General features: G+C 61.9%; 24 protein-coding genes. 15 read left to right on the plus strand and 9 right to left on the minus strand.

Annotation, left to right across the window (positions count from 1 at the left end; genetic code table 11):
* Nucleotides 1–6: 6 nt before the first annotated feature.
* From AS9A_RS07880 to AS9A_RS07895, 4 genes are all read right to left on the minus strand, one after another.
* Nucleotides 7–756 (minus strand): metal-dependent transcriptional regulator, encoded by a 750-nt coding sequence (locus AS9A_RS07880; protein ID WP_049793866.1) that lies wholly within the window; start codon nucleotides 754–756, stop codon nucleotides 7–9.
* A gap of 78 nt (nucleotides 757–834) precedes the next feature.
* Nucleotides 835–1,758, minus strand: coding sequence for a metal ABC transporter permease (locus AS9A_RS07885; protein WP_013806431.1), 924 nt, complete (start codon nucleotides 1,756–1,758; stop codon nucleotides 835–837).
* Between the two features lie 2 nt (nucleotides 1,759–1,760).
* On the minus strand, nucleotides 1,761–2,570 hold the full coding sequence (locus tag AS9A_RS07890) for a metal ABC transporter ATP-binding protein (RefSeq protein WP_013806432.1): 810 nt from the start codon (nucleotides 2,568–2,570) through the stop codon (nucleotides 1,761–1,763).
* The gene (locus AS9A_RS07895) at nucleotides 2,567–3,511 is read right to left on the minus strand and encodes a metal ABC transporter substrate-binding protein (protein WP_013806433.1); all 945 of its coding nucleotides are present in this window, start codon (nucleotides 3,509–3,511) and stop codon (nucleotides 2,567–2,569) included. The genes AS9A_RS07890 and AS9A_RS07895 overlap by 4 nt, the downstream gene beginning before the upstream one ends.
* Nucleotides 3,512–3,653: 142 nt before the next feature.
* Between AS9A_RS07895 and AS9A_RS07900 the strand changes: the two genes are divergently transcribed.
* Entirely contained in the window at nucleotides 3,654–4,649 is a 996-nt protein-coding gene (locus AS9A_RS07900; protein ID WP_013806434.1) for a bifunctional riboflavin kinase/FAD synthetase, read from the plus strand.
* Here the strand turns inward: AS9A_RS07900 and AS9A_RS22640 are convergent.
* Nucleotides 4,636–5,835, minus strand: coding sequence for an NYN domain-containing protein (locus AS9A_RS22640; RefSeq protein WP_013806435.1), 1,200 nt, complete (start codon nucleotides 5,833–5,835; stop codon nucleotides 4,636–4,638). The two genes, AS9A_RS07900 and AS9A_RS22640, sit on opposite strands and share 14 nt — an antisense overlap.
* Nucleotides 5,836–6,113: 278 nt before the next feature.
* Between AS9A_RS22640 and rpsO the strand changes: the two genes are divergently transcribed.
* From rpsO to AS9A_RS07935, 6 genes are all read left to right on the plus strand, one after another.
* Nucleotides 6,114–6,383: a 30S ribosomal protein S15 gene (gene rpsO / locus AS9A_RS07910; protein WP_013806436.1), complete on the plus strand. Its 270-nt coding sequence runs from the start codon at nucleotides 6,114–6,116 to the stop codon at nucleotides 6,381–6,383.
* Nucleotides 6,384–6,791: 408 nt separating this feature from the next.
* Nucleotides 6,792–9,086 carry a polyribonucleotide nucleotidyltransferase gene (locus AS9A_RS07915; protein WP_013806437.1) on the plus strand — a complete coding sequence of 765 codons (2,295 nt, stop codon included), beginning with the start codon at nucleotides 6,792–6,794 and terminating at the stop codon, nucleotides 9,084–9,086.
* 67 nt (nucleotides 9,087–9,153) lie between these two features.
* Nucleotides 9,154–10,473: a M16 family metallopeptidase gene (locus AS9A_RS07920; RefSeq protein ID WP_041451687.1), complete on the plus strand. Its 1,320-nt coding sequence runs from the start codon at nucleotides 9,154–9,156 to the stop codon at nucleotides 10,471–10,473.
* 29 nt (nucleotides 10,474–10,502) lie between these two features.
* Nucleotides 10,503–11,261 carry a 4-hydroxy-tetrahydrodipicolinate reductase gene (gene dapB / locus AS9A_RS07925; protein WP_013806439.1) on the plus strand — a complete coding sequence of 253 codons (759 nt, stop codon included), beginning with the start codon at nucleotides 10,503–10,505 and terminating at the stop codon, nucleotides 11,259–11,261.
* Nucleotides 11,258–11,710, plus strand: coding sequence for a hypothetical protein (locus AS9A_RS07930; RefSeq protein WP_013806440.1), 453 nt, complete (start codon nucleotides 11,258–11,260; stop codon nucleotides 11,708–11,710). The genes dapB and AS9A_RS07930 overlap by 4 nt, the downstream gene beginning before the upstream one ends.
* A 4-nt stretch (nucleotides 11,711–11,714) precedes the next feature.
* Nucleotides 11,715–12,170, plus strand: coding sequence for a flavodoxin family protein (locus AS9A_RS07935; RefSeq protein WP_013806441.1), 456 nt, complete (start codon nucleotides 11,715–11,717; stop codon nucleotides 12,168–12,170).
* Nucleotides 12,171–12,172: 2 nt separating this feature from the next.
* On the opposite strand, the gene AS9A_RS07940 is transcribed toward AS9A_RS07935, so the two are convergent.
* Entirely contained in the window at nucleotides 12,173–12,733 is a 561-nt protein-coding gene (locus AS9A_RS07940) for a toxin-antitoxin system HicB family antitoxin (RefSeq protein ID WP_013806442.1), read from the minus strand.
* 79 nt (nucleotides 12,734–12,812) lie between these two features.
* Nucleotides 12,813–13,250: an SRPBCC family protein gene (locus AS9A_RS07945; protein ID WP_013806443.1), complete on the minus strand. Its 438-nt coding sequence runs from the start codon at nucleotides 13,248–13,250 to the stop codon at nucleotides 12,813–12,815.
* Nucleotides 13,251–13,338: 88 nt separating this feature from the next.
* Here AS9A_RS07945 and thyX point away from each other — a divergent pair, with 88 nt between their 5' ends.
* The 5 genes from thyX (at nucleotide 13,339) to AS9A_RS07970 (ending at nucleotide 18,916) form a co-directional block, all read left to right on the plus strand.
* Nucleotides 13,339–14,091: an FAD-dependent thymidylate synthase gene (thyX, locus tag AS9A_RS07950; protein WP_013806444.1), complete on the plus strand. Its 753-nt coding sequence runs from the start codon at nucleotides 13,339–13,341 to the stop codon at nucleotides 14,089–14,091.
* Nucleotides 14,092–14,180: 89 nt separating this feature from the next.
* Nucleotides 14,181–15,089, plus strand: coding sequence for a 4-hydroxy-tetrahydrodipicolinate synthase (dapA, locus tag AS9A_RS07955; protein WP_013806445.1), 909 nt, complete (start codon nucleotides 14,181–14,183; stop codon nucleotides 15,087–15,089).
* An 86-nt stretch (nucleotides 15,090–15,175) separates the two neighbouring features.
* The gene (locus AS9A_RS07960; protein WP_013806446.1) at nucleotides 15,176–16,906 is read left to right on the plus strand and encodes a ribonuclease J; all 1,731 of its coding nucleotides are present in this window, start codon (nucleotides 15,176–15,178) and stop codon (nucleotides 16,904–16,906) included.
* Nucleotides 16,907–17,066: 160 nt separating this feature from the next.
* Nucleotides 17,067–18,323, plus strand: coding sequence for a sensor histidine kinase (locus AS9A_RS07965; RefSeq protein WP_013806447.1), 1,257 nt, complete (start codon nucleotides 17,067–17,069; stop codon nucleotides 18,321–18,323).
* Nucleotides 18,311–18,916: a response regulator gene (locus AS9A_RS07970; protein ID WP_013806448.1), complete on the plus strand. Its 606-nt coding sequence runs from the start codon at nucleotides 18,311–18,313 to the stop codon at nucleotides 18,914–18,916. Before AS9A_RS07965 ends, AS9A_RS07970 begins: the two co-directional genes overlap by 13 nt.
* Nucleotides 18,917–18,975: 59 nt before the next feature.
* Here the strand turns inward: AS9A_RS07970 and AS9A_RS07975 are convergent, their stop codons facing one another.
* Complete coding sequence (locus AS9A_RS07975; RefSeq protein ID WP_237707888.1) at nucleotides 18,976–20,379, minus strand: outer membrane protein assembly factor BamB family protein; 1,404 nt, start codon at nucleotides 20,377–20,379, stop codon at nucleotides 18,976–18,978.
* A gap of 142 nt (nucleotides 20,380–20,521) precedes the next feature.
* On the opposite strand from AS9A_RS07975, the gene AS9A_RS07980 reads away from it, so the two are divergent.
* From AS9A_RS07980 to AS9A_RS07990, 3 genes are all read left to right on the plus strand, one after another.
* Nucleotides 20,522–21,235, plus strand: coding sequence for a YwaF family protein (locus AS9A_RS07980; protein ID WP_013806450.1), 714 nt, complete (start codon nucleotides 20,522–20,524; stop codon nucleotides 21,233–21,235).
* Nucleotides 21,236–21,327: 92 nt separating this feature from the next.
* On the plus strand, nucleotides 21,328–22,596 hold the full coding sequence (locus AS9A_RS22645; protein WP_148262424.1) for a hypothetical protein: 1,269 nt from the start codon (nucleotides 21,328–21,330) through the stop codon (nucleotides 22,594–22,596).
* Between the two features lie 12 nt (nucleotides 22,597–22,608).
* Nucleotides 22,609–25,440, plus strand: coding sequence for an FtsW/RodA/SpoVE family cell cycle protein (locus AS9A_RS07990; protein WP_013806452.1), 2,832 nt, complete (start codon nucleotides 22,609–22,611; stop codon nucleotides 25,438–25,440).
* A gap of 6 nt (nucleotides 25,441–25,446) precedes the next feature.
* Here AS9A_RS07990 and mreB read toward each other — a convergent pair whose 3' ends face one another.
* Entirely contained in the window at nucleotides 25,447–26,433 is a 987-nt protein-coding gene (gene mreB / locus AS9A_RS07995) for a rod shape-determining protein (protein ID WP_013806453.1), read from the minus strand.
* Between the last annotated feature and the right edge of the window lie 41 nt (nucleotides 26,434–26,474).

Genomic DNA, 26,474 nt, shown 5'->3' on the forward strand with positions numbered 1-26,474 from the left:
ACGGCACTAGGTACTTGCTGCCTCAGACTTCTGTGATTCTGAGCGTCGCTTGATGGTCAGCCAGATTGCGTTGGTAGCGAGGCTCCCGAGTTCGAGTGTGGTGTCGGCGCGGTCGATTCGGACAGCGACGGTCCCCGCGTAGTCTCGCCGCTCGACGATTTCGATGTGACTGTCCAGGTTGATGCCGACTGAATCGAAGTAGCGGAGCATCTGTGGGTCGTCATCGGAGATGCGTGCGACCCGTCCGCTTTCGCCGTTGTCGTAGTCACTCAGCGGGCGCGCGTCGGGTGCCGGGACGGACCCGTCTGCAGTGGGGATGGGGTCTCCGTGCGGATCGCGCTTCGGGTGCCCCAGTTTTGCGTCGATCCTTGCGATGAGGCGTTCGGAGACGGCATGTTCGAGTACTTCAGCTTCGTCGTGCACTTCATCCCAGCTGTAGCCGAGTTCCCGGACGAGATAGGTTTCGATCAGCCGGTGGCGCCGAACCATGGATAATGCGGCGGCCTTGCCTTCTTCGGTGAGTGCGATCGAACCATACCGAGCGTGGTCCACGAGGCCCTGCTCACCGAGCTTTTTGATCGCTTCGGAGACAGTCGATGCGGAAACTCCGATCTTCTCCGCGAGCATCTTGGTGCTGACTCGCTCGTCGGACCACTCGCAGAACGACCAAATTGTCTTGAGGTAGTCCTGCGCGACAGGGGTGAGCGGTGGCAGCGCTGATGACGCAGCGCCATCCGTCGCGACCGGCTTCGCGATCTGCGTTCTGTCATGGGGCACGCTTTCGAGCTTAGGCAATCCAACTCACCGCGTCATACTCTGGCCGGGCACGTCGGTTCAGCTCTCCGCTCCCGCGCGCCCCGTCGCGTTGGTCGCGGGCGCGAGATCGCGAGGAGTGTTCGGCGCCGGCGCGGTGCGCCGATGGGTGACAAGGCCAGTGACGAGCCCCTGGCTGGGGCTGAACAGGTACGCGAGGGCGAATGCAGTGGACTGCGCCAGGACGATCATCCCGCCCGTGGACGCGTCGTAGTAGTAGGAGGAGTAGATCCCTGCGAAGGAACACACCACAGCGATGACCGGGGCGAGAACAAGCATCCTGTTGAATCGGCTGGTGAGCAAGTAGGCGGTAGCACCTGGCGTGATGAGTAGCGCCACCACGAGGATGACACCGACGGCTTGCAGCGCCACGACGATCGTGACCGCGAGCAAGCCGAGGAGAAGTGCACCCAGCTTGCCGGCCGAGATCCCGATCGCCTGCGCATGGGTCTTGTCAAACGCATAAAGCGTGAGGTCACGCCGCTTCGCTATCAGCACGATTGCGGCGAGTGCACCGAGGATGACTACTTGCCACAGATCAGCGGAGGGAATTCCCAGCAGGTTACCGAACAGGATGTGCATCAGGTCGACCTGCGCAGGGTTGCGCGAGATCAGTACCAGTCCTAGCGCAAACAGCGCGGTGAAGACGATCCCCATCGCGGCATCCTCTTTTACCCTGCTTGTTCGGCGTATGGTGCCGATCATGGCGACTGCGGCCAGAGCGAACGCAAGCGCTCCGAGCGCAAAGGGAGCACCGAAAAGATACGCGAGCGCAACGCCGGGAAGAACCGCATGGGAGATTGCGTCACCCATCAGCGACCACCCAATGAGGATCAGCCAGCAGCTGAGCAGTGCGCACACTATTGAGGCGACCGTGGCGACGATCACGGCGCGCCGCATGAACTCGAAGTTCAAGGGGTCGAGGATCAGGTCCAGCAAGGCCATTGTCAGCCTGCCAGCGGTGCGTGGACGAACGTTGCGCCACCTGTCGTGGCGCCATGACGGGCCGCGAACGGATTGGCGCCGAAAGCGAGGGCAAGGTTGTCCGGCTTCAGCACTTCCGCAGGCGTGCCGTGCAGGAGAACCGTCTTGTTGATGAGCGCAGCCGCGTCGCAGAGACCGGGCAGCGAATGGAGATCGTGCGTGGAAACAAGGATCGTCTTTCCCTCGGCTGCCAGCCTGCGCAACAGGAAGGAGATCGTGGCCTCGCTGGTTTTGTCGACTCCGGTGAACGGCTCGTCGAGCAGCACAATGGCGGCTCCTTGTGCCAGTGCGCGGGCAACGAAGACGCGTTTACGCTGCCCGCCTGATAGCTGCCCGATCTGCCGATCGGCAAAGTCGGCCATCCCAACCTTCTCAAGCGCGTCGCTTACAGCAGTGCGGTCCTTGCGGCGAGGGGTGCGGAGCCAATTCAATGACCCGTAGCGGCCCATCATCACCACCTCGCGGACACTGAGGGGGAACGACCAGTCGACATCTTCACTTTGCGGGACGTAACTGATCAGGCTGCGGCGCCGCGCGATCGCGGCGCTGCCGCCGTTGATCAGAACAGTTCCGCTATTTGGGCGCAGAATGCCCATGATCGACTTGAAGAGCGTCGATTTGCCGGATCCGTTGGTGCCGATCAGCCCGTATACCTGCCCCCACGGCACCGTCAGCGACACTGAGCGCAGGGCGACGAGCGAACGATAGGCGACCGTCAGATCACGGACCTCAATGGCGGGTGAGGGGGGTGTCTGTGCATGCTGGGAGGTCATGATCCTGTTAGTCCTTCCACGATCACATCGGCACTGTGACGAAGCAGGTCGAGATAGGTGGGGACCGGCCCGTCCGGTCCAGATAGCGAGTCGACGTACAGCACTCCGCCGAACTCCGCGCCGGTCTCGCGGGCGACCTGACGCTGCGCGCGATCGGAAACGGTCGACTCGCAGAACACCGCAGGTACGTTGTTTGAGCGGACGAAGTTCACGAGGTCTGCGACCTGCCGTGGGGTGCCTTCCTGCTCCTGGTTTACTGCCCAGAGATAGCCCTCCTGTAAGCCGGTGTCCCGCGTGAGGTAACTGAATGCGCCTTCACAGGTGACTAGCGCGCGCTGGCCCTCGGGCAGTTCTGCAAGCGCAGAGACGAGGTCATCGCCAATGGCGGCGATCTCGGTCTTGTAGGACTCGGCGTTGCGGTAGAAATCTTCGCTGTTTGCGGGGTCGAGGTCCGCGAACGCGTGCGCGATGTTGTCCACGTAGACCTGCGCGTCTGTGGGTGACATCCAGGCGTGTGGATTGGCTTGTCCCTCGTATTCGCCGCCCCTGATCGCGATTGGCTCTATTCCCTCGGTGACGACTGCGTGGGGTGCCCGCACAGTCGTGACAAATCTCTCGAACCAGCTTTCGAGGCCAAGGCCGTTGTCGAGAATTAGCGCCGCGTTCTCGGCCGTGCGCATGTCCGACGGAGTCGGTTCGTAGCCGTGAATCTCCGCGCCGGGCTTGGTGATGGATTCCACGCGAAAGTGATCACCCGCCACATTCTGGCCCATGTCTGCAAGCACCGTGAACGTAGTCAGTACGAGCGGGCGCTCGTCGTCAGCGTCACTCGCTGCGGGTGCGCTGCATGCCACTACCGCTGCAATTCCCATCGTGGCTGTTGCCGCAATGAGTGTTCTCCAAAACCTGACTTTCGGGGAACGAAGCGGAAAGTTCGTCATGCCGAAATTTATACTCCGTTGCCTCGCAGATGTCTAGGTTCTGGCTGCTTCACGCGTCGCGGCTCACTCCAGCCCTGAAGCTCAGACCCTGTGTGATGGACCGCGTGTGCTCGTGTGACTGTGCCGTCGTAGGCTTTTCACCGTGCAGCAGAAGTGGTCTTCAGATGCTCAAGGCGGACAACGGTGGCGAGGCCTCGCTTCGATTCCGGCGGACTGGGGCCGATGTGTGCTCACAATCGGTGTCTTCGACGGGGTTCACAGGGGGCACGCCAGGCTAATCAAGAAGGCGGTCGAAGAGGCAAGGCGCCTTGGGGTCCCAAGCGTGCTGATGACGTTCGATCCCCACCCCTCCGAGGTCGTACGGCCAGGTTCACATCCGGCGCAACTCTCAACCCTGACGCGCCGTGCCGAACTGGTTGAAGAACTTGGCATCGACGTCTTTTGCGTGATGCCGTTCACCGTCGAACTGTCGCGTCTCTCCCCGGAAGCTTTCGTGCACGAGATTCTGGTGGAGCGGCTTCACGTCGCAGAAGTTGTCGTCGGCGACAACTTCACGTTCGGGCGCAAAGCAGCCGGGGACGTTGACACACTGCGGCTCCTTGGCAGCCGCTTCGGTTTCAACGTGCATGGTGTCGGCTTGCTTGCCGAACATGAGGTCACCTTCTCGTCCACGTATATTCGCGCGTGCGTCGACGCCGGGGACATGGACGCCGCCACGGAGGCTCTGGGCCGCCCGCACCGGATCGAAGGTGTCATCGTTCGTGGCGATGGCCGCGGAAAATCTCTCGGATACCCGACTGCCAATGTCGCACCGCCGATGTACACCGCGATCCCCGCGGACGGTGTCTACGCGGGCTGGTTCACCGTGATAGGCCCAGGGGCGGTCAAAGGCACGATAGACCCAGGGGAGCGGTGCATGGCGGCGATATCTGTCGGGACGAATCCCACGTTCTCAGGAACTGCGCGAACTGTGGAGGCCTACGTCCTAGGCGTCGATGCTGACCTATACGGTCAGCATGCGGCCGTCGACTTCGTCCAGCGGTTGCGGGGGATGCGGCGCTTCGGGTCTGTCGACGAACTCATTGCGGCGATGGGTGGCGATGTAGCGCAGACGCAGGAAGTTCTCAGGGCTGTCTGACCCGCATCTTCATCTCGGCGAGAAACCCGTCGCGCAAGGCGAACCTGGCCTCCTCCGTGACGAACTCGACGCTCATTGCGGCACACGCCAAGTGCAGGAGGTCCGAGTCCACTCGCTGGGGCACCTGCGGTGTACCCGCGAGGAACTGGACGATGCGTGCGCGCTGCTCCTTGGATGACGTATCCCACCAGCGCTGCGCGTACCGCTCACCAATCCGGCGGGGTTCGCCCTGCGTGTCCACAACCAGCTGTGCGCCAACTCGGCTGAGTACGGATAGCGGGATCAGGTCCGTCTCTTTGACGGCGCGTTTCCTCGGAATAAACCGTGGCATCGCGACAGGCGAGGGAATTGGGCTGGACACCGCTTCTCCTGCTGGCTCAGAATCCTTGTCGGTGCCGGCTAGCTGCTGCGGCTTTGCTTCTGCTGCCGCGACCTGCACCTCAGCTGACTCCTCCGCGGGATCTGGCTCCGCTGTGCGTGCTGATACTGCGGGATGACCGGCATCGCCCTTCACCCCTGGGGTGGCCTGCGCGGTCCGTGCATCGGTAGCAGCCGGTGGCGCCGCCTGAGCGTCGTCCGTGATGTGATGCTCACCGAGCGAGAAGTCGATAGCTGGACCCTCAGCGGGGCGTCCGCGGTACTGGAGATCAAGAAATATCTGCGGGTCGAGTGCGAGTACATGATCGGCTGCGCCCTTGAGCCTGCGCGATACGGTGTCCCCGCCATCGAGGTACCAGAGGCCGGTGCGAACCCCTTCACTCGCCGCCGCATCGAGCGCTGGAATCAGATCCGCATCACCGGCGAAAATGATGATTTCAGCCGCAGCCCCCTTTATTGCTGCAGTCACCACGTCCGCAACCAGTCGGGTATCGACGCCCTTCTGGCGAGGGAAGCCATCGACGAAATACAGAGTGCCGGTGCGTAAGCATGCGCCGGGAGTGTCGCGAATAAGCTGATGGTGCATAATCGGGGCCCCGTTGTCGGGTTCCGCGTCGTACCACATCTGTCGCAAGACGCGTACCTCTGGATGATGCCGCTGGGCGAGTTCGCCGATCAGCCGAATCAGGGCGACCTGGTCGATCCCGAGTTGCTGACGATTCGCTTTTCCCGTCAACTCTTGCAGCGTGAGCCACAGGTATCCCGCGTCGATATACATAATCGCGTTATCGGGCCGGAACTGTGGCATGGGTGGGTCACCTAACTGAGTCGGTCGGATTCACAGTCCATCATCCACTCTCGCCACTTGGTGGGGGACCGGACTGACTCAATCTCTGATCAGCGGTGGTGGTGTGTAAGGGCGAAATCCCTGGTTACGAGCCGACCGCTCTGTTCTGTTACGATTGATCGCTGGTACGGCTGCGGTTCGCGGTGGCTGTGCCGATGAACGTGCGCGGAAATGCTGTTAGACCGGCATTTCACTGCGGGTTCATAATCATCGCGCGGACGTGATTCAGGAGATTATCCGTGGCACTGGATACCCAGACGAAGAAGGACGTTCTCAAGGAGTATGGACTCCACGAGAGCGACACCGGATCCCCCGAGGCACAGGTCGCGCTTCTCACGAAGCGCATCATTGGCCTCACTGAGCACCTCAAAGAGCACAAGCACGATCACCACTCGCGTCGTGGCCTGCTGTTGCTCGTCGGTCGTCGCCGGCGGCTGCTCAAGTACTTGCAGCAGGTCGACATTCAGCGGTACCGCTCGCTGATCGAGCGTCTTGGCCTGCGCCGCTGATCCGGTTTCTCTTTCATCCTTGACGGATGTGACGGGCCCGGTCGCTGCCCGCTAGGGCGGTGACCGGGCCCGTTGATGTATTCGTCAGTCCGTGTGGCGTCTTGACCGTTATGTGTCGGCGTTGACTGGTAGTCTTCTGGAGGTTCATTCATGGAGTGAACGACGCTCTGCTGGGCAGAGTTGCCTCCTCGCGTCGGTCCTCGGTAGTGGCCGCCGGATGACGTCCTCCGGCCGCTTCGATCGAAGGCCGCGGTAGCGGAGGTGAGCTGCACGGACGCCCGTGCGCAGCACGTGGTCTGTGCTCTCTTGTCTGGCTGGGCGATGTGCGCGCTGTACTGGAACAGCTGCGCCAGAACCCAAATACCGCGCATGCGGTACGGAAGAAAATTCGAGAGTGAGAAATACTGAATGACTGACAACACCGATCACGAACCGCGCATCTTCGAAAGCTCGGTAGTGCTCGATAACGGCCGGTTCGGGAAGCGAACGATTCGTTTCGAAACTGGCCACCTCGCCCAGCAGGCTGCTGGAGCCGTCGTCGCGTACCTCGACGAAGAGACGATGCTGCTGTCGGCCACCACCGTGTCGAAGCAGCCGAAGGAGCACTTCGACTTCTTTCCGCTGACGGTCGACGTCGAAGAGCGTATGTACGCCGCGGGCCGTATCCCCGGTTCGTTCTTCCGCCGCGAAGGCCGCCCATCAACTGACGCAATCCTCACCTGCCGACTGATCGACCGGCCGCTGCGCCCCACATTCGTCGAGGGCGTGCGTAACGAGGTCCAGGTCGTCATCACGGTCATGAGCCTCGATCCTGAGCACATGTACGACGTTGTGGCCATCAACGCGGCGTCCGCGTCCACCCAGCTTTCTGGCCTCCCGTTTTCGGGGCCGATCGGTGGCGTGCGCGTTGCGCTGATCGAAGGACAGTGGGTTGCGTTCCCCACCGTGAAGCAACTCGAAGACGCGGTGTTCGACATGGTTGTCGCGGGTCGCATCGTTTCAGGGTCCGGAGACAATGCGGACGTCGCCATCATGATGGTGGAGGCCGAAGCCACCGACGATGTGATCAAGCTGATTGAGGCAGGCGCGCAGGCACCGACAGAGGATGTCGTTGCGGAAGGCCTCGAAGCGGCCAAGCCCTTCATTGCGAAGCTGTGCGAAGCTCAGCAGGCACTGGCACGCGGTGCAGCCAAGGAGACCGCTGACTTCCCGCTGTTCCCGCCGTACCAGGAGGACGTGTACACAGCTGTCGCGGATATCGCCACCGAGCCGCTGGTCCAGGCCCTGACGATCGCCGGGAAGCATGAGCGTGAAGAGCGTCTCGACGAGATCAAGGCAGAGGTCCTCGACCAGCTCGCCGGGAAGTTCGAGGGACGCGAGAAGGAACTTGGTGCTGCTTTCCGGTCGCTGACGAAGAAGCAGGTGCGTCGCCGCATCATCACTGATCACTTCCGCATCGATGGCCGCGGCATCACCGACATTCGCTCACTTGCCGCAGAGGTCGCCATTATCCCGCGGGCACACGGCAGTGCGCTGTTCGAGCGTGGTGAAACACAGATTCTCGGCGTCACCACGCTAGACATGGTGAAGATGGCGCAGCAGATCGACTCGCTTGGCCCTGAAAAGTCGAAGCGTTACATGCACCACTACAACTTCCCGCCTTACTCGACCGGTGAGACTGGCCGCGTGGGCACGCCGAAGCGCCGCGAAATCGGTCACGGTGCGCTCGCGGAGCGGGCACTCGTCCCTGTGCTGCCGAGCGTCGAGGAGTTCCCCTACGCGATTCGTCAGGTCTCTGAGGCACTTGGATCGAATGGTTCGACGTCGATGGGGTCAGTGTGTGCCGCGACGTTGTCGATGCTCAACGCTGGCGTGCCGCTGAAAGCACCAGTCGCAGGTATCGCGATGGGTTTGGTGTCCGAGGACGCCGAGACCGCGGACGGGAAGACAGAGCGCCGCTACGTTGCACTGACAGACATCCTCGGCGCGGAAGATGCCTTCGGCGACATGGACTTCAAGGTAGCGGGGACCAAGGACTTCGTGACCGCCCTGCAGCTTGACACGAAGCTCGATGGCATTCCGTCGTCGGTTCTTGCTGGTGCTCTCAGCCAGGCGCGCGACGCACGCCTCACGATTCTCGATGTGATGGCTGAGGCGATTGATCGCCCCGACGACATGAGTCCCTATGCGCCGCGGATCACCACGATCAAGGTCCCCGTCGACAAGATCGGTGAAGTGATTGGCCCGAAGGGCAAGGTCATCAACCAGATCACCGAGGAGACCGGTGCGTCGATTTCAATCGAAGACGACGGAACAATTTTCGTCGGCGCCACCGATGGTCCGTCAGCTCAGGCTGCCATCGATCGGATCAACCAAATCGCTAACCCGCAGCAGCCGCAGGTCGGTGATCGCTTCCTCGGCACGGTCGTCAAGACTACCGCTTTCGGAGCGTTTGTTTCCCTGCTGCCCGGCCGCGATGGACTTGTCCACATCTCCAAGCTCGGCGGTGGAAAGCGGATCGCTAAGGTGGAAGATGTAGTGAGCGTCGGCAGCAAACTGCGCGTCGAGATCACTGACATCGACAACCGCGGGAAGATCAGTCTCGTACCTCTCGATGAGGAGTCCGAGACCGGAGAGACAGCAGAATCCAGCACTGATGGTCAGAACGAATCAGGTGGCGGCGAGCCAGCCTCGAACGAATAGTTCCGGGCAGCTGAATAACAGTTACTGCGTGCAGGCGGCCCAGGATTCCAGTGATGGTCCTGGCCGCCTGCACCTCGCAGAGGGAGAACCCGGTCCGGTGCAGCGTTCTTTGCTGCCTGGGGGACTAAGGGTGGTGAGCCAGCACATCCCCGGTGTGCGGTCAGTGTCCGTTGGCCTATCGGTCGGGGTCGGGTCACGTGACGAGCACCCTGACCACGCCGGGGCAGCGCATTTTCTCGAACACCTGCTGTTTAAAGCCACCCCGACGCGGTCTGCGCTTGATATCGCCGAAGCCATGGACGCAGTAGGCGGAGAGTTCAACGCGTTCACTGCCCGCGAGCACACCTGCTTCTATGCGCATGTGATTGACGACGACCTTCCACTAGCACTCGACCTGGTGTCCGACGTCGTTTTACGCGGCCGCTGCAGGAGCGAGGACGTCGAGATCGAGCGCAGTGTCGTGCTCGAAGAGATCGCGATGCGCGATGATGACCCGGAGGACCTGCTCGGTGATGCTTTTCTTGCCGCGCTTTTCGCGAACCATCCAATCGGGCGTCCCGTGATCGGTTCATCGGAGTCTGTTGAAGCCATGACGCGACGCCAGTTGCACGGCTTCCACACACGCCGCTATCGGCCGGATCGTATGGTTGTTGCCGCTGCGGGCAACCTCCGCCACGAATCCGTTGTCGATCTGGTGCGCTCGTTCTTCGGTGACGCACTCAGGTCAGAGGCCACGCCAGTGCCTCGCCGAGAGGGAAAGTTGTCGCTGCGAGGCGCCCCGCAAATCGCGCTGCTCGACAGAGAAAGCGAGCAAGCACACATTTCATTGGGGGTCCGGGCATTCGGCCGCCACGACCCGCGCCGCTGGGCGTTGTCCGTACTCAACACCGCTGTCGGCGGCGGCATGAGTTCGCGGCTTTTCCAGGAGGTTCGCGAAAAGCGTGGGCTTGCCTACTCGGTGTACTCGGGCGTCGATACATTCGCTGACGCGGGCGCCTTCTCGGTCTACGCCGGGTGCCAGCCAGAACACCTCGGTGACGTCATCACTCTTGTCACGGAGACGCTACGGGAGGTCGCCGAACGTGGCATCACTGAGGCCGAGTGCCGACGTGCACAGGGCAATCTGCGGGGCCAGCTAGTGCTGGGGCTCGAGGATTCCTCATCACGTATGCACCGCATCGGGCGCAGCGAGCTCAGCTACGGCAACCATCTCTCCGTGGCCGATACTGTTGGCAGAATCAGCGCAGTGTCTGCGGAGGATGTTCGCGCCGTTGCGAATGACCTGCTCCGGCGTCCGTTTGGTGCCGCTGTTGTCGGACCGTACGGTGAAGTTGAGGCACTTCCCGCGCAGTTGAAGAGAATCTGCCGGACTGCCCGGGTCAGTTGACCGGGCCGGTTCCATGAGTGAGGAGCACGATGACTGAGACGGGCACAATCCGAGTGGGTGTCCTGGGCGCGAAAGGCAAGGTCGGTACCGCGATCTGCGACGCTGTCGAGGCGGCTGCAGATCTGACCCTCGTCGCGGCGGTGGACCGGGATGATTCTCTTTCGGATCTCACGGACAACGGTGCACAGGTCGTGGTCGACTTCACGCATCCTGATGTTGTTATGGGAAACCTTGAGTTCCTCATCGGAAACGGAATCCATGCGGTTGTCGGGACGACCGGATTCGATCAGGCTCGCCTCGAACAGGTCCGGGAATGGCTCGCGCTCCAGCCGGAGGTAGGGGTGCTCATCGCGCCGAACTTCGCGATCGGCGCGGTCCTGTGCATGAAGTTTGCGGAACAGGCCGCACGGTTCTTCGATTCGGCGGAGATCATCGAACTGCATCATCCCAACAAGGCGGACGCTCCGTCGGGAACGGCCGCGCGTACTGCGGATCTCATCGGCAGCGCACGCGACAATGCCGGCTGCCCGCCGATGCCGGATGCCACCTCGACCGCACTTTATGGCGCGCGGGGTGCGTCAGTATCAGGGGTACACGTGCACTCGATCCGGCTTGCCGGCCTCGTCGCACACCAGGAGGTCCTGTTCGGCACACAGGGGGAGACGCTGACAATCCGGCATGACTCGATCGATAGAACCTCGTTTGCTCCAGGCGTCTTGCTCGGCGTCCGTGGTATCGCACGGCGTTCAGGGCTGACCATCGGCATCGACCCCCTCATGGACCTGTGAAAACTAAACTCGCGATCGTATTCATCTCCGTCGCGCTCGGTTTCTACCTCGTGCTGATGGGCCGCCAGGGAATGCTCCTGATCACTAACGGGAACGCGGTAGCAACCACGATGGGCGTCGCGATCCTCGTCTTGCCGTTCCTCGGCGTGTACGTGGGGTATACGACTCTGCGTGCGGGGTTTCAGCATTCACGGCTCGCACAGCGCATCAGCGCTGAAGGCATGGAACTCGACATCTCGGACTTACCGAGGATGCCGTCGGGACGGGTGAAGCGCGATGCAGCGGATGAATTGTTTGTGTCCGTCAAAGCCGAACTTGATGCGAAGCCAGACGACTGGCGGTGCTGGTACCGCGTCGCGCGCGCGTACGACATCGCCGGCGACCGTAAGCGGGCACGTGCAGCGATGGGCCGTGCAGTCGAACTTGAAAGGCTCGAATTAAAGGAGTGACGTTGTGAGCCCCACCTTGCTGGTCGTGCACCACACGCCCTCTCCCGGCACGCGGGAACTGCTCGAGGCGGTCCTCGAAGGTGCGCGCGACCCCGAGATAGAGGGCGTCGACGTGCGGTCCGTTCCCGCTCTCGGCGCCACCGTCAGCGATTTTCTTGACGCCGATGGCTACCTATTCGGCACGACCGCGAATTTCGGCTACATGTCCGGGGCGCTCAAGCACTTCTTCGATTCCGTCTACTATCCCGCGCTCGATGCGGTGGCGGGGCGCCCGTTCGGCCTGTGGGTGCATGGCAATCAGGACACGGTTGGTGCGGTGAAGTCTGTCGAGAAAATCACTGCGGGGCTGGCGCTGAAATTGGTCGCGAAGCCACTCGAATTCCAGGGCCAGCCTGACTCGTCATTAAGAGAGCGATGCTACGAACTTGGCGCGACGCTTGCTGTCACGCTACTTGAGTGACGTCACTCCGGCCGGGCAGTGCCGCCCGAGTCCGCCGTGTCACTGGTGCCCGTGCCGCTCTCGGACTCCGGTGCCGGTCGACGCGGCCGGGAGTGCGGCGGCTCCCAGGACCACTTGCCCTGGTCGCGCAGCGCGCCACGAACAGCTTGTGAGACCCACGAGTTCAGCGACACGCCGTTGGCATTCGCAGCTTCTTCGGCACGTGACTTGATGTTGTCCATCAACCGCAGCGTTACGCGCGAGATGTTGCCACCAAGGTCATCGAGCGCCTGCTCGAAGTCCGCGATGGGGTCGTAGGGAGGTTCCGGGGTTGCAGCATCAGCGTCGTGGATCACCACGACGTCAAGACTGTCACCGGACAAGCGCACCTCGACTGTGCGGTCGTCGACTTCGTCGGAGACCTGTTTGGCGAGGTCGCTGAGCGCGGTCATCAAGATGAGCCGCAGGGACGGCTCTGCCGCTTTGGCCAGGGCCGACGCCACCTCTTTGGCTCGGTCATCACCGAGAGAAGCAGCAGAAAGTAGGTCGTCGCGGAAGCGATCGGTGTAGCGGGAAAGATCCATGACACCACAGTGACGCCATAACTGACATCAGTCAAGGGAAGTTTGATGTCAGTTTGGCGTCATGCGGATCGGCGAGGACCTACTTGCCTTCCTCGATGAATTTCTTGAGGCCCTTGGATGCTGTCTCCAAAGCCATCTTCTGGCCGCGCTTGACGAGGAAACCTGGCATAGGAATTTTGAGATCCACCGTCAGCTCGAACTTCACCGACGTGCCCTTTGCTGATGGCGTCAACACGTAGGCGCCTGACTGGGACTTCTGCTGGCCACTGGGCTCGACCAGTTCCCAGCTCACGGCGTTATCCTCGAATGAATACTCAACAAGTTGCTCGTCGCTGACTCCCATAGTGGAGATCGCCATCCACACCCGAGCTGGACGGCCATCGTCATGACGCGACTTTACTTCGACCTTCCGGTGCGATGAGGACCACAGTGGCAGCGACTCCACGTCAGCGATCGCCTCCATGACCTTCTCCGGTGGTGCTTTGACGTCGAAATCGATAGATCCACTAACTGGCATGTGCCCGAACTCCTGACTCGTCGCGCTGTGAGAGATAATCGATGTGCTTCACGCATCCGCGAGTGAAGTCACGTGTAGGAGGATATCGGTGCCGGAGATCGTGCCGCTCAAGGTGCAGCTCATCGCGAAGACAGAATTTTTCGCGCCCAGTGACATTCCGTGGGAAACGGACGCTGACGGCGGTGAGGCGCTGGCGGAGTTTGCTGGGCGTGCCTGTTATCAGAGCTGGAACAAGCCCAATCCACGGACCGCGACCAATCTCGGTTATCTTCGCCACATCCTCGAGGTCGGGCACTTATCGGTATTGGAGCACGGCTCAGCCACGTTCTACATCACCGGTATATCGCGGTCGTGCACCCATGAGCTGATTCGGCACCGGCATTTCTCATACTCTCAGCTGTCGCAGCGATTCGTGCATGAAGACGACGCGAATATCGTCGCACCGCCGGCGATCGCCGGCGACCCCGAACTCGAAGCACTACTGAGCAAGGCGGCGGAGGTAACTCGCGAGGCGTATGTCGAGCTGCTGGAAGCTCTGCAGCAGAAGTTCGCGGAAATGCCCAATGCTCTGCTCCGGCGGAAACAGGCACGTCAGGCCGCACGATCAGTCCTCCCCAACGCCACTGAGACCCGCATCGTGGTCACAGGGAACTACCGCGCCTGGCGGCACTTTATTGGAATGCGAGCAACCGAACACGCAGACGTGGAGATCCGGGAACTAGCGATCGAGTGTCTGCGGCAGCTCCAGAAGATTGCCCCGAATATCTTCGGCGATTTCGATATCGGCACGTTGTCCGACGGGAGTGAAGTTGCAACGAGCCCCTTTGTCACCGAAGGATAAGTGACACTAAACGAAGTTTCCTGATCTCGTGCCGTCTGTCCGGCCACGGTTATTCGGTATCTGGCAAGCTGAAAGGTAGCGTAAGCACCATGACCACTGGTGTTCCGTCGTCGAACGCGGCGCGCGCGTTTGGCACCGTTGTGACCGCGATGGTCACGCCCTTCACACCCGACGGCAAGCTGGACGTTGACGCAGGCGTGAAGCTCGCGGACCATCTCGTCAATGAGGGCTGTGACGGACTCGTTCTCGGGGGCACCACCGGTGAGTCGCCAACCACCACCGACGACGAGAAGTCGACGCTGCTCCGCGCCGTCGTCGATGCAGTGGGTGGCCGTGCACGCGTTATCGCTGGCGCCGGAAGTTACGACACGTCGCACAGCATCGAACTCGCGCGCGCGTCCGCTCAAGCCGGTGCCCATGGTCTTCTCGTCGTTACGCCCTACTATTCGCGACCGCCGCAGACTGGTCTGCTCGCGCATTTCCGCGCGGTCGCGGACGCAACAGACCTTCCGGTGATGCTCTACGACATTCCGCCGCGTTCGATCGTGCCGATCGCCCGCGACACCTTGTTCGCGCTGTCGGAGCATCCGCGAATCATCGCCGTGAAAGATGCGAAGGGTGATCTGAATCTCGGTGCGGAAATCATTGCGACAACTGGCCTTGAGTACTATTCCGGTGACGATCCGCTGAACCTCCCGTGGCTTTCCGTTGGAGCTGTGGGATTCGTTAGCGTCGCCGGGCATTTCGTTGCTGGCCGACTGCGCAAAATGCTCGACGCGGCGAACATCGGCGACTACGCGCGTGCTCGTCGGCTGAACGCGTCGATGTTCCCGCTGTTCCGTGCCATCGCTGCGCTCGGCGGGGTCTCCGCATCGAAGTCTGGTTTGCGTTTGCTCAATATCGAGGCGGGCGACCCGCGACTGCCGCAGGTCGGGCCCACCCACGAACAAGTACAGGCTCTCGCCGCCGAAATGCGAGCGGCCGGGGTTTTGCAGTGAGCGAGTCAAGGGTGGAGCGTGGACGCCGAGTGACGCGGTCCGCAGGACCACCACAGCCGCCAGCAGTTCCGGAGAGGGGGACGTCCGTGTCACAAGCATCCGCGAAGTCTGCGACACCTGTTTTCGATCCAACCGCCAAACTTGGTTTGCCGCCCGACGCGCCCCGCGACGGTCTGCGGATCTATGCACTGGGCGGAATCAGTGAAATTGGCCGCAACATGACGGTCTTTGAACATGCCGGGAAGCTACTGATTATCGATTGCGGCGTGCTGTTCCCGGAAGATCAGCAGCCCGGCGTTGACCTTATCCTCCCGGACTTCCGGCCAATCGAAGATCGCATCAATGATGTAGTGGCGGTTGTGCTGACACATGGGCATGAGGATCACATCGGTGCCGTGCCCTTCCTCTTGCGGCTGCGGCAGGACATTCCCGTCGTCGGGTCAAGGTTCACGCTGGCGCTGGTGTCAGCGAAAGCGCGTGAACACCGGCTGAAGCCCAATCTAATCGAGGTGACGGAAGGGGAACACGCGACCTACGGGCCATTTAACCTCGAGTTCTTCGCCGTCAATCATTCTATTCCGGACGCGCTTGCGATCGCGGTTCGCACCCCCGCAGGCCTTGCACTCCACACCGGTGATATCAAACTCGATCAGTTGCCCCTAGATGGGCGACTCACTGACCTTGCTGGCTTCTCACGCCTCGGGGATGAAGGCGTCGATATTCTGCTCGTCGATTCCACGAACGCAGAAGTCCCGGGCTTCGTGATGCCCGAACGGCAAATTGGTACCGCGCTCGACACGGTGATCGGCAAGGCGAAACAGCGAGTCATTGTGGCGTCATTCGCGAGCCATGTCCACCGCATTCAGCAGGTCGTTGACGTCGCGCACCGCTATGGCCGCAAGGTCACGTTCGTCGGCCGGTCCATGGTGCGGAACATGAAAATTGCGCAGGACCTCGGCTACCTGTCCATGCCGGACGGTGTGGAAGTCGATATGGATACCGCGTCAAAGCTGCCTGATGACAAGCTGGTGCTTGTATCCACGGGCTCTCAGGGAGAACCCCTCTCGGCGCTCTCCCGGATGGCACGTGGCGAACACAACCAAATCAACATTCGGGCCAACGATCTCGTCGTGCTCGCGTCGTCCCTGATCCCAGGTAACGAGAACTCCGTTTTCGCCGTCGTCAACGGTCTCGCTAAACGGGGCGCGACAGTGGTGACACAAGCGCACGCAAAGATCCACGTGTCCGGCCATGCCTCTGCAGGTGAGCTGTTGTTCATCTACAACGCCGTCAGGCCCTCGAATGTAATGCCCGTTCACGGAGAATGGCGACACCTCCGGGCGAACGCCGCGCTTGCCGAGGCGACTGGCGTTCCCACCGACCAGATCATGCTCGCTGAAGATGGCGTCGTCGTCGACATGGTTGATGGCGTTGCCCGGATCTCCGGGCGGCACCCGGTCGGTCATGTCTACGTCGACGGGTTGTCTGTCGGCGACGTGGGCGAGTCTACGCTGTCTGACCGGCTGATTCTCGGTGAAGGTGGATTCATCGCGATCACGGTTGCGATAGATGTTAATACCGGAAAAGCGGTTAGCACACCAGAGGTGGCCGGTCGTGGGTTCTCCGACGATCCGGCCGCATTGAAAAATGCGGTCGAACTGGTCGAGGCAGAACTCGCCCGCCTAGAGGCGGAAGGGGTCACCGACGCTCATCGCATCGCTCAGGGTGTGCGCCGGACAGTCGGCCGCTGGGTCGCGGAGAAGTACCGGCGGCGCCCGATGATCATTCCGACGATCATGGAAGTCGGCGGCGGCTAGCAGACCTGGCACCAGGAGCGCGCTTGGGCACAATCCTGAAGCGGAAGCCGCGCCATGCACAACAATCCTTACCGGATCGTGGCGAGGTAGGGCCACCCCCACGTCGAAGACGCCCGTCTGCCGGATCGAAATGGCCTGCGTGCGACACAATCATGGAGTCATGAACACGATCCTGCGCCAGACGCTCCGCGATAGTGCATTCTTGCTGGTGTCGTTCCCGCTGGCAGTCGCGAGCTTTGTTGTGATGGTTACTGGACTGTCCCTCGGCGCCGGAACGCTCATTATCTGGGTGGGGATACCGATCCTGGTTTTCACGCTCGTCGTGGCGCGCGGGTTCGCGACGGTAGGTCGACGAGGATCCACCGGCCTGCTCGGGCTCTCGTTGCCGGAGCCGCGGTACAAGGTACACCAGCAGCAAAGCTCCCCGTTGTTCCGCGCCTTGAGCCCACTGACTTGCACCCAGTCGTGGTTCGATGTCGTCTGGTGCATAGTGATTTTCCCCGTGGCGACGGCGACCTTCGTGCTCGCAACTGTATGGTGGTCTGTGGCTCTGTTCGGCCTGACGTACCCGTTCTGGTCGTGGATGGTCGACTTCAGTGACCCGGATATCGCGATGGGCCCGGCGAGCGCATTGGGTATCTCAGGCGGCCACTGGCTGGCCGAACCTTTGAACTTCGCGCTCGGTCTTCTCTTCGCGGTGACCCTCCCGTTTGTTGTGCGGGGCTGTGCACATGCACAAGCGCAACTGGGCAGAGTGCTGTTGACGACCTACGGGGAGCTGCAGGGCCGGATCAGCGACCTGTCAAAATCCCGGGCCGCCGCCACATCCGCGGAGGCGAGCGCCCTGCGTCGCCTTGAACGTGACCTTCATGATGGCCCACAGCAACGACTTGTGCGCCTGGGAATGGAGTTGTCCAAAGCGCAGCGGCAACTCGCGACAGACCCGGAGGCAGCGCATGCGACCATCAGTGAGGCCATCGTGGAAACCCGCGATACCCTCGGCGAACTGCGGAACCTGTCGCGGGGAATTGCGCCGCCGATCCTTACTGATCGTGGGCTGCCCGGCGCGCTCGCTTCACTCACGGCACGTTCGATAGTGCCCGTAGATCTGGCGGTCGAGACAGAACGCCGCTACCCCCCGGCAGTGGAGAACGCCGTGTATTTCGTGGCTGCTGAATGTTTGACGAACATCGCGAAGCACTCCGGGGCGACCCGCGCCGCCGTGGCGCTTTCACAACACGGTGGCAGCGTCCTTATATCGGTGAGCGACAACGGATTCGGCGGTGCACACATCGCCAAGGGTCATGGCCTCGCCGGCCTCGTCGACCGGGTACGCGCTGTGGAGGGGGAGTTGGTGGTCGACTCGCCGCCGGGCGGGCCGACCGTGATAGTGGCGGAGGTTCCGTGCGAGTTGTAGTTGCCGACGATGCGGTCCTGATCCGCGCAGGACTGGTGAGTTTGCTGCAGGAGTTCGGCCACGATGTGGTCGCCGAGGCCGGGGACGGTGACAGTTTCGTCGACGCTGTCACCACCTATAAGCCGGACGTGTCGATTGTTGACGTCCGTATGCCGCCATCGTTCACCGATGAGGGCTTGCAAGCCTCCGTACGCGCCCGAGCTCAGGTTTCTGGAACCCCGATCCTGATCCTTTCGCAGTACGTGGAGGTTTCCTACGCTGACGATCTGCTCGCTGACACTCGTGGCGGTGTCGGGTACTTGCTGAAGGATCGGGTGATGGATGTCGAGGACTTCCTTGAGTCCCTTCAGCGGGTTGCCTCAGGCGGCACTGTGTTCGACCCGGAAGTGGTGGCACAGCTAATGGTCCGGCGACGCAAAGATGATCCTGTGGCAGCGCTGACCAGCCGTGAGCGGGAAGTGCTCGCGCGTATGGCCGAAGGGCGGTCCAACCGGGCGATTGGCCGTCTCCTCGTTATCAGTGAGGGGGCGGTGGAAAAGCACATCCGCAATATCTTCACCAAGCTCAATCTGCGAATGGAAGACGACGATTAGCACCGGCGTGTGAAGGCGGTGCTCACATACTTGAGCCATTCGGCCTAGCTCGTTCCGCCTCAGTCGAACGCGTAGTAGCGGATCTCCTCGTGAGTCGCTACAAGCAGGCCAGCGGAAACGATCCGGAGATTCGCACCATCTGGTACCTCGAGTGACCAGACGATTTCGCCGCTTGCCGCATCAAAAGCACTGACCATGTTCATGTCCGCACCCCCACGGCCGAGGACCCGGGTGCCATCCGCCCCTTCGTACTGATAGAAGTCGTCACCACGAACACGCCACCGCTCATCGCCGGTATGCAGGTCGTAGCCCACGGTTTGCCGCTCGTCGACCGAGTCGTGGAACGCGATGAGCGTCTCACCCGTCACCGCTACGACCTGACTGGTATCGCCCGCGGGGAGGCGCCATGTCTCCTCACCGGTACTTGTATCAAACACTGAGTAGCTAGCGATGTACGGCGCATCGGATGCAGTTCTGATTCGTGGTTCATTCCATGAATGCAGTCCAGGATGTTCATGCAGTAACTGGCCTGTTCCATCTCCGACTATTGCGATCCGGTCGGGTGACTGCTGCGGCGACAACTGAGATGGTTCACACCGCGTGCCGATGAAACGATCGGCAGATAACTCGCTGATGCTGCTCAACTCACCGTCGACTACTGGCTCGCCCGTATCGGCATCGACGAATACGGTGCTGACGCTACTGAAGTGCACGAAACCACCGAAAGCTCCCAGAGTGAATCCGTCACCCGAGCCGAAGCAGATTCCTGCAATGGGGTATTCCCGGATCCAGTCAGCCGCCGGATCGGCAACCGTCCCCCGGGCGATGGTGATCGTGCCGCTGATGTCCTGGTCCTCGCGCTCTGGGGCCCAGCCAGCGGTGAGGATCGTGTCATCGACGACGCGCACAGCATCGGCATGATCAGCAGTAACAGTTTCAACCACATCGCCCTCACTGAGGGTGAAGTAGTGGATGCTCGCTGTTCTTGTCTGCGCTTCGGTATCAAATACGGAGATCACGCACGGCAGTGCCCCGTCGAGGGAGGCTGCAGCGCATGTCACCTCGGTGATTCCAGTCGTTTCTTGAGGTACCGGGACGAGGAGGGTCGGGTCATCAGATGCGGGCTGGGGCTGGTCGGGAATCTCCAGTTCAAGCGCTACATTCCATCGGAGTGCACCGTCGTCTCCGTTGAGACCGACGAGGCGGACAGAAGGCCCTTCTCTGACTGCCGCGATCACGGTGCCATCGACTTCATACGCGTCGGCCACTTCGTACATTGCTGCCATGCGATGCGGAGAAAGGAAACGTTCACCTGGCTGAATGTCGGTGATGGCTGCCGTCCAGACGAGTTCAGGCTGCTTGGCAAAGTCTACTTCGCTTGGCTGGTCTCCGCCCGGACCCGGTTGCGTTGAGGACCCCGGATCGTCCGGTGACGTGCAACCAGCCACGACAGCGGCACCCACGGCCAACGCGATTAGATTTCGAACTGCGCGCAAAGCACCCACCGACTTTTCTCGAACCGCTGTGGAAAAACGATCGTCTGCACCACCGTATAAAAACCGGTTTGCGGATTCAGGAGAATGGCGCAGGTACTAAGGTGGAAATGTGGGTGACGGGGCGACGGACGACTTCACCGCTTACGGGCCTTCGCACTGGATCGTGCTGGGAATCTTTGCACTCGGGGCGGTGCTGTCCGTCTGGATTGGACGTCGTGAACGGGGCGAAAAGAGTTCGCTTTTCAGCCGAGGCTTCGGGCTCACGGTTTTCATCCTTTACCTCGGCATGATGACCGTACTTTTTCTGCCACCGGCGATCGACCAATCTGTACCTCTGCGTCTGACTGACCTTGCGACCCTGGTCGCCGCTTACGCATTATGGTCGCGGCGACAGTGGGCTTACGCGCTGACCTACTACTGGTGCCTCGTGCTGAGCACTCAGGCGTTGGTGACTCCCGCGCTGGAAAGCCCGGATTTTCCGCACCCGCACTTCTTGGCCTTCTGGGCCATTCACCTCGTTGTTGTCTGGGCTGCGATATACCTGACCTGGGGAGTAGGGATGCGACCAGACTGGGGGAGCTTCCGCACCGTGGTCGTGGTGACGCTGACCTGGGCGGCGGTGACGATGACGTTCAATTCTCTCGCGGGCACGAACTACGGTTTCCTGAACGCGAAGCCCAGTACCCCGTCGCTTCTGGATGCGTTTGGGCCGTGGCCGTGGTACATCGTTGTCGCGGGCGCACTCATTGTTGCTATCTGGGCGCTGATGACGTGGCCGTGGGTTCGTGGTGCCAGCCGACTGGAGCGTCGCCGAAATCGTTGAAACTCCCGCGATTCCGTCTCCCTACCGCCATGATCGTTTCTGGGCTAGCGTAGTTGTATGACGTAGGTCACACTCGTCTTAAGGGGGTCGTTGTGGGTGGGGATCCGGCGATTACAGCCGAAGCTGGAGAAACTGACGCCAGGCCACGAGCAATGCGGCTCCAGCGATTCCTTGCGGTCGCACTCCTGACTCCACAGCAAGCAGCGCTCCTGCTCAGGGACCTCACCAGGCACGTCGAGCGCGTGAAGCCACTCGGCGCTGAGGAAGCCGCTGCGCTGTCGGAGAAGCGGATTCGGATCGCCGAGGACGGCACACTCGACTTTTCTGGCGTGCCGGTGTCACCGCGCAGTCACAAAGAGCTCTCACCCCGAAGCGCCGTCTTGCCTGCTGTGCAGCGTCCCAGTGCCCACGCGGGTGGCCACACGCCCACGCATCCACCAGTCAATGGCACCCTGGCGACAACAGAAGCGGGCACCATGAAGCCCGCGCCAACATGCGAGCTTGACAGTGCCGCGCTCCAGCTAGCTCGCGTAATCCTGAACCGTACTCGTCGAACGTCCGCGCTCACAGACGTCGTTGCCGCAGCGGTGCGGAGCGGAGGCGGCACCGCAGAGGCCCGCCAGGGTGTCCTGACGTTTGTTGAGAGGGAACTGCGTCTCGCCGATGAGACGCGGCTGCGAGCAGAGCTCGGGGCAGTGGTGCGTGCGGCGCAGGGCAAATCGCAGTCAGCGTCAATCCAGCCTGCCGCGGTCCTCGAGCCATTGGGTCGGCGGCCCCGGCACGGCAAAGTATGGCACCGGAAGATGCGGCTGCCTTCGCGCCGCCTCGTTCTGCTCACCCTGCTGGTCGCCGCCATTCTCGTGGCGGGTCTCCTCTTGATTCCTCGCGTTGTGTCTGACCTTCGTGCGACATGGGATACGGTCATGAACCCGGAACCGCCAGCTCAGCTGCTGGAGCCGGTTTCACCACCAATCGACCGCGGCGGTGGGATTCCGCCGGGGCCGATTCCTGAGCTGGCACCTCCTGCGGGCGGGTCAGTTGAGCTCGTTACGGCATCATTTGCGGATGGCGGTTGCCAGCAAGCTCAGACCTGTTCTGTGCGTGTGGATTTGCGGTTCGAGCCTGATGCGGATGTCAGCTTGAGCAGCTGGATATTGCACGTCGCCGACCGGTGCTCGGGCGAGATGGTGGAACATCCGGGTGTCGCAATGCCGGTGCCCGCCAATTCTCGACAGGTCTACGGTCTCAGCCAGCTCATGCTGCCCGATAGTCCGGCAATCGCGCTCACCGCCGTGACCGGCGCTCCGGATCGGGTGGCCTCCGCGCCGCTGCTCGTGCCCGCTGACGGTGGCTCGTGCTGAAAGGCGCTCGCGATGCATCAAGGAGAGCGAAAGAACGCATCTGATCCGCTGCTGGTGGGCAGCGCGGCGGTGCTGGTGCTGTTCGGGCTTCTCAATCTCCTGACTCTGGGGATGGACACCACGGCACTCCGGCACGCAGTTTTCGCTGTAGTCGGATTCGTTCTCGTGTTTGCGCTTTCGCGAATCAAGCTCGCCGATCTGACTCTGCTTGCCTGGAGTCTGTACGGGGCAGCGGTTGGGTTGCTGCTTGCGGTCCCCGTCGTGGGGGTCACGGTGAAGGGCGCCCAGCGGTGGCTCGAACTCGGACCGATCAGTATGCAGCCCGCCGATCTGGCAAAGCTCGCCGTTGTGCTGGCGATCGCGACTGTTCTCGGACGCGGTTACCGGCCATGGCGGCTAGTCATTGCGCTTGGCGTCGCGTGTGTCCCAATTGGGCTGGTGGCAATGCAGCCTGATCTATCTACGGCGCTTGTATTGGGCGCAACATCGGTGATGCTCCTGATTCTCGGCCGTGTGCCGCTGCTGCCGCTGCTGCCGCTGTTTGGTATCGGGATAGCTGCGGTGCCGCTCGCGGTCCTTGCACTGCGTCCTTACCAACTCGAGCGGATTCAGGTTTTCCTTAGCGGTGACCACGATCCAGCAGGTTCGGGATGGGCGGCTGTGCAAGCTGAAATCGCCATCGGCGCAGGCGGTCTATTCGGTCTCGCTTCGGACCCCCTTTACCCATTGCGTGCCAGCTACGTCCCAGAGCGTGAACACGACCTCGCTTTTGTCAGCCTCGTCTATGCGTGGGGTCTGCTGGCGGGGCTAGCGGTCATTCTTGCGCTCCTGATTGTGGTGTGGCGCTGCGCTCTGGCGGCGCGCGTGGCGCGGACGCCGCAGGGCGCCCTGATCGCGTCCGGCGTGGCGGTGCTCTTCGGAGTGCACGGTCTGGTCTCCGTCGCGGCAAATCTCTCACTGCTGCCCCACACTGGCCTGCCGATTCCGTTGTTCAGTTACGGCGGATCTGTGATGACAGTGCACCTGGCCGCAATCGGTCTCGTGCTGGCTGTGCGCCGTGACGGCGTGCGACGGCCGTTGTGGATACCGCCAGGTAAGGCGCATCCTCAACCGCGCGGCGCGCGCGCAGGCGCGCTCGTGGTGAGCGCACTGCTGATCGTGATGTCGGGCTTCATCTGGGAACTTCAGAACAATCGCGGGGACGAGTTGCTGGCGCTCAGTGACGCGCAGATGACGCGCTGCATCCGGATTCCTGCCGAACGCGGAGTGATTCTCGACCGGAACGGCGTACCGCTCGCGACGAATTCGCACGAGTATCGGGTTCAGGTTGTGCCGGGGATGTTCAGTGCACATGACGTCGACGGTCTGGCGGCACTAGTGGAGACGCCGCCAGACGAACTCACTGAGATGATCAGCGCGCGTGGTGAGGAACTGAGCGCGAGTGCAGGGGCTGTGGGAGCCGCCCGCGCCCAGGAAATCATCGATGCGGGATTGCCCGGCGTGCTAGTAATCCCTTCGGGTGACCGTGAATATCCGCATGGTGAGATCCTCGGGCAGATACTGGGTTTCGTGCGGATTGGCGGCACCGATGACTTGGAGCGATGGCCTGAGCTCGCTCTCGGAGCGGTGGTAGGTGCCGCAGGTATCGAGCGCCAGTATGATGCACTTTTGCGTGGCGTTGATGGCAGGCAGTGTCTCTTCGTCGACCCCGCTGGCCTTCCCGTCGCACCGGCTGAGCGTATTGACCCCGTGCATGGTCATGATCTGCGTTTGCACCTAGATCTTGAGATGCAGCGCCTGGCGACGCAGTCGCTCACTGACGCGATCCGCACCAATGGGGGTGACTTGGGTGCAGCGCAAGTCATGGACGCCCGAACTGGGGCGGTGCTCGCGATGGCAAGTGTGCCGGGCTTCGACAACAACGTGTACAGCCCTCCTGCCGATCTCGGTGCGATTCAGTCTCTTGCTGACGCTCCGGGCCATCCGATGCTGAACAAAGTCACGCAGATCGCAGGCCCTCCCGGTTCAACATTCAAGATTGTCGTCGCTGCCGCGAACGCTCACTATCAGGCGCTCTCACCCGCATACATCATGCCGACGGGCGCAGCCTACGTTTACGGCGGACACACGTTCCGCAACTGGCAGCCAATGGGCCCACACAATTTGGTGCAAGCTCTCCAATGGTCCGACAACGTGTACTTTTACCGGCTCGGGGTGATGCTAGGCCCTGACCGAATGGCAGAGGTTGCCCGATCGCTCGGGGTTGGGGAGCGGTCCGGTATCGACCTTCCGGGGGAGATCAGCGGTTTTCTGGGAACACCGGAGACGGTAGCCCGCATCGGTGGCACCTGGTACGGAGGATCGACGGTGCTGATGGGGATCGGGCAGGGGACAGTCAGCGTGACACCGATGCAGGTCGCGAGATGGACAGCCGGAATCTCCACCGGAGCGATGGTGACACCGAGGATCGCCGATGCGTACGGGACCGACGAGTACATCCGTCTACCTGCTCCCGCACCTCAGCGGCTGGCGTTCGCAGACAGCCTCGGCCCCGTCCGGGCCGGCATGCGGGCCGCAGTCACGGGCGGCACTGCCGGACAGCTGGCGGACCTGCCGATCAGCTCCGCCGCGAAGACAGGAACGGCGGAAGACCCTTCCGCCCCTGGTAAAGGCACAAACGCCTGGTTCTCCGCCGTTGCCCCCTACGAGGAGCCAGAGATAGTGGTTACCGCTTTCGTGCGCGGTGGCGGCTTCGGGTCAGCAGCCTCCGGGCCGGTCGTCAAGGACCTCCTCCAGTTCTACGCCGACAACTGGCACGCTTCCGCGCCGCCAGGTCTGCCATGATGGCGATCACGCCGCGAACGCGGAAAGAACCTCCGGCTGAGACAAGCAACGGGTAGCGCCTTCAGCAACACACGTCAGCGGACGGTCAGCGACCTTGACAGGAAAGCCCGAGGCCTCCTCGAGCAATTGTGTGAGTCCGCCAAGCAGTGCGCCGCCACCCATGACGATGAGCCCCTCAGCGAGCACATCGCACACTGCCTGAGCTGGCAACTCTTCCTGGCACGCGGCGAGTGCATGGACGATCTCGGTTGTTGTCGGGCGGAGAGCTTCCGCCACTTCGTCGGTGCTGAGCGTGACGAGGCGGACGCGACCCGTGGACGCGTCGCGGCCTTCGAGAATGAGTGACTGTTCGCCAGCGTCGTGCATGTGGATCTTTGCGTTCTCTGCAGTCAGTTCTCCAACAACCACTCCGTGCTCGGCGCGAAGGTAGTGGTAAAGCGCGCTTGTTAATTCGTCACCGGCGAGTTTGCAGCTTTGGTGGGCGAGAATACCGCCGTAGCAGAATGCCGTCATTTCCGCTGTGCCGCCGCCGATGTCGACTACCAAGTGCACGCGCGGCTCAAGCGGGTTGATTCCCGCGCCGAGTGCACCCGCAACCGGCTCAGGAACCAGTGCCACCTTCCGAAGTCCCGCCTCCTGGCCCACTTCCAGGAGCGCGCGGCGCTCCAGCGGTGTGGCACCCGCGGGGACGGCGATCACTCCTTTCGGGCGAAGCGCGAGCTGCCACGGGGGAACAACCTTCCTGATAATCGCTTTGAGGAAGGCGCGTGCGGAATCGAGATCGACGATGACACCGTCGCGCATCGGGCGCACTGTACTGAGCCCAGCAGGTGTGCGCCCCACCAATTCTCGCGCTTCCGCGCCGACCAGCATCGCGCGATATGGATCCTTCGATTTCACGAGCATCACGGATGGCTCATTCAGGATGATTCCATCCGACGGGCTACCCACGACAGTGTTAGCGGTCCCCAGGTCGATACCCAATCCGTCCACAGTGCCTCCCAATGTGATGGTAGTCACAAATCTACCGTGAT

This window comes from Hoyosella subflava DQS3-9A1 (genome assembly GCF_000214175.1).
Taxonomy (GTDB): Bacteria; Actinomycetota; Actinomycetes; order Mycobacteriales; family Mycobacteriaceae; genus Hoyosella; species Hoyosella subflava.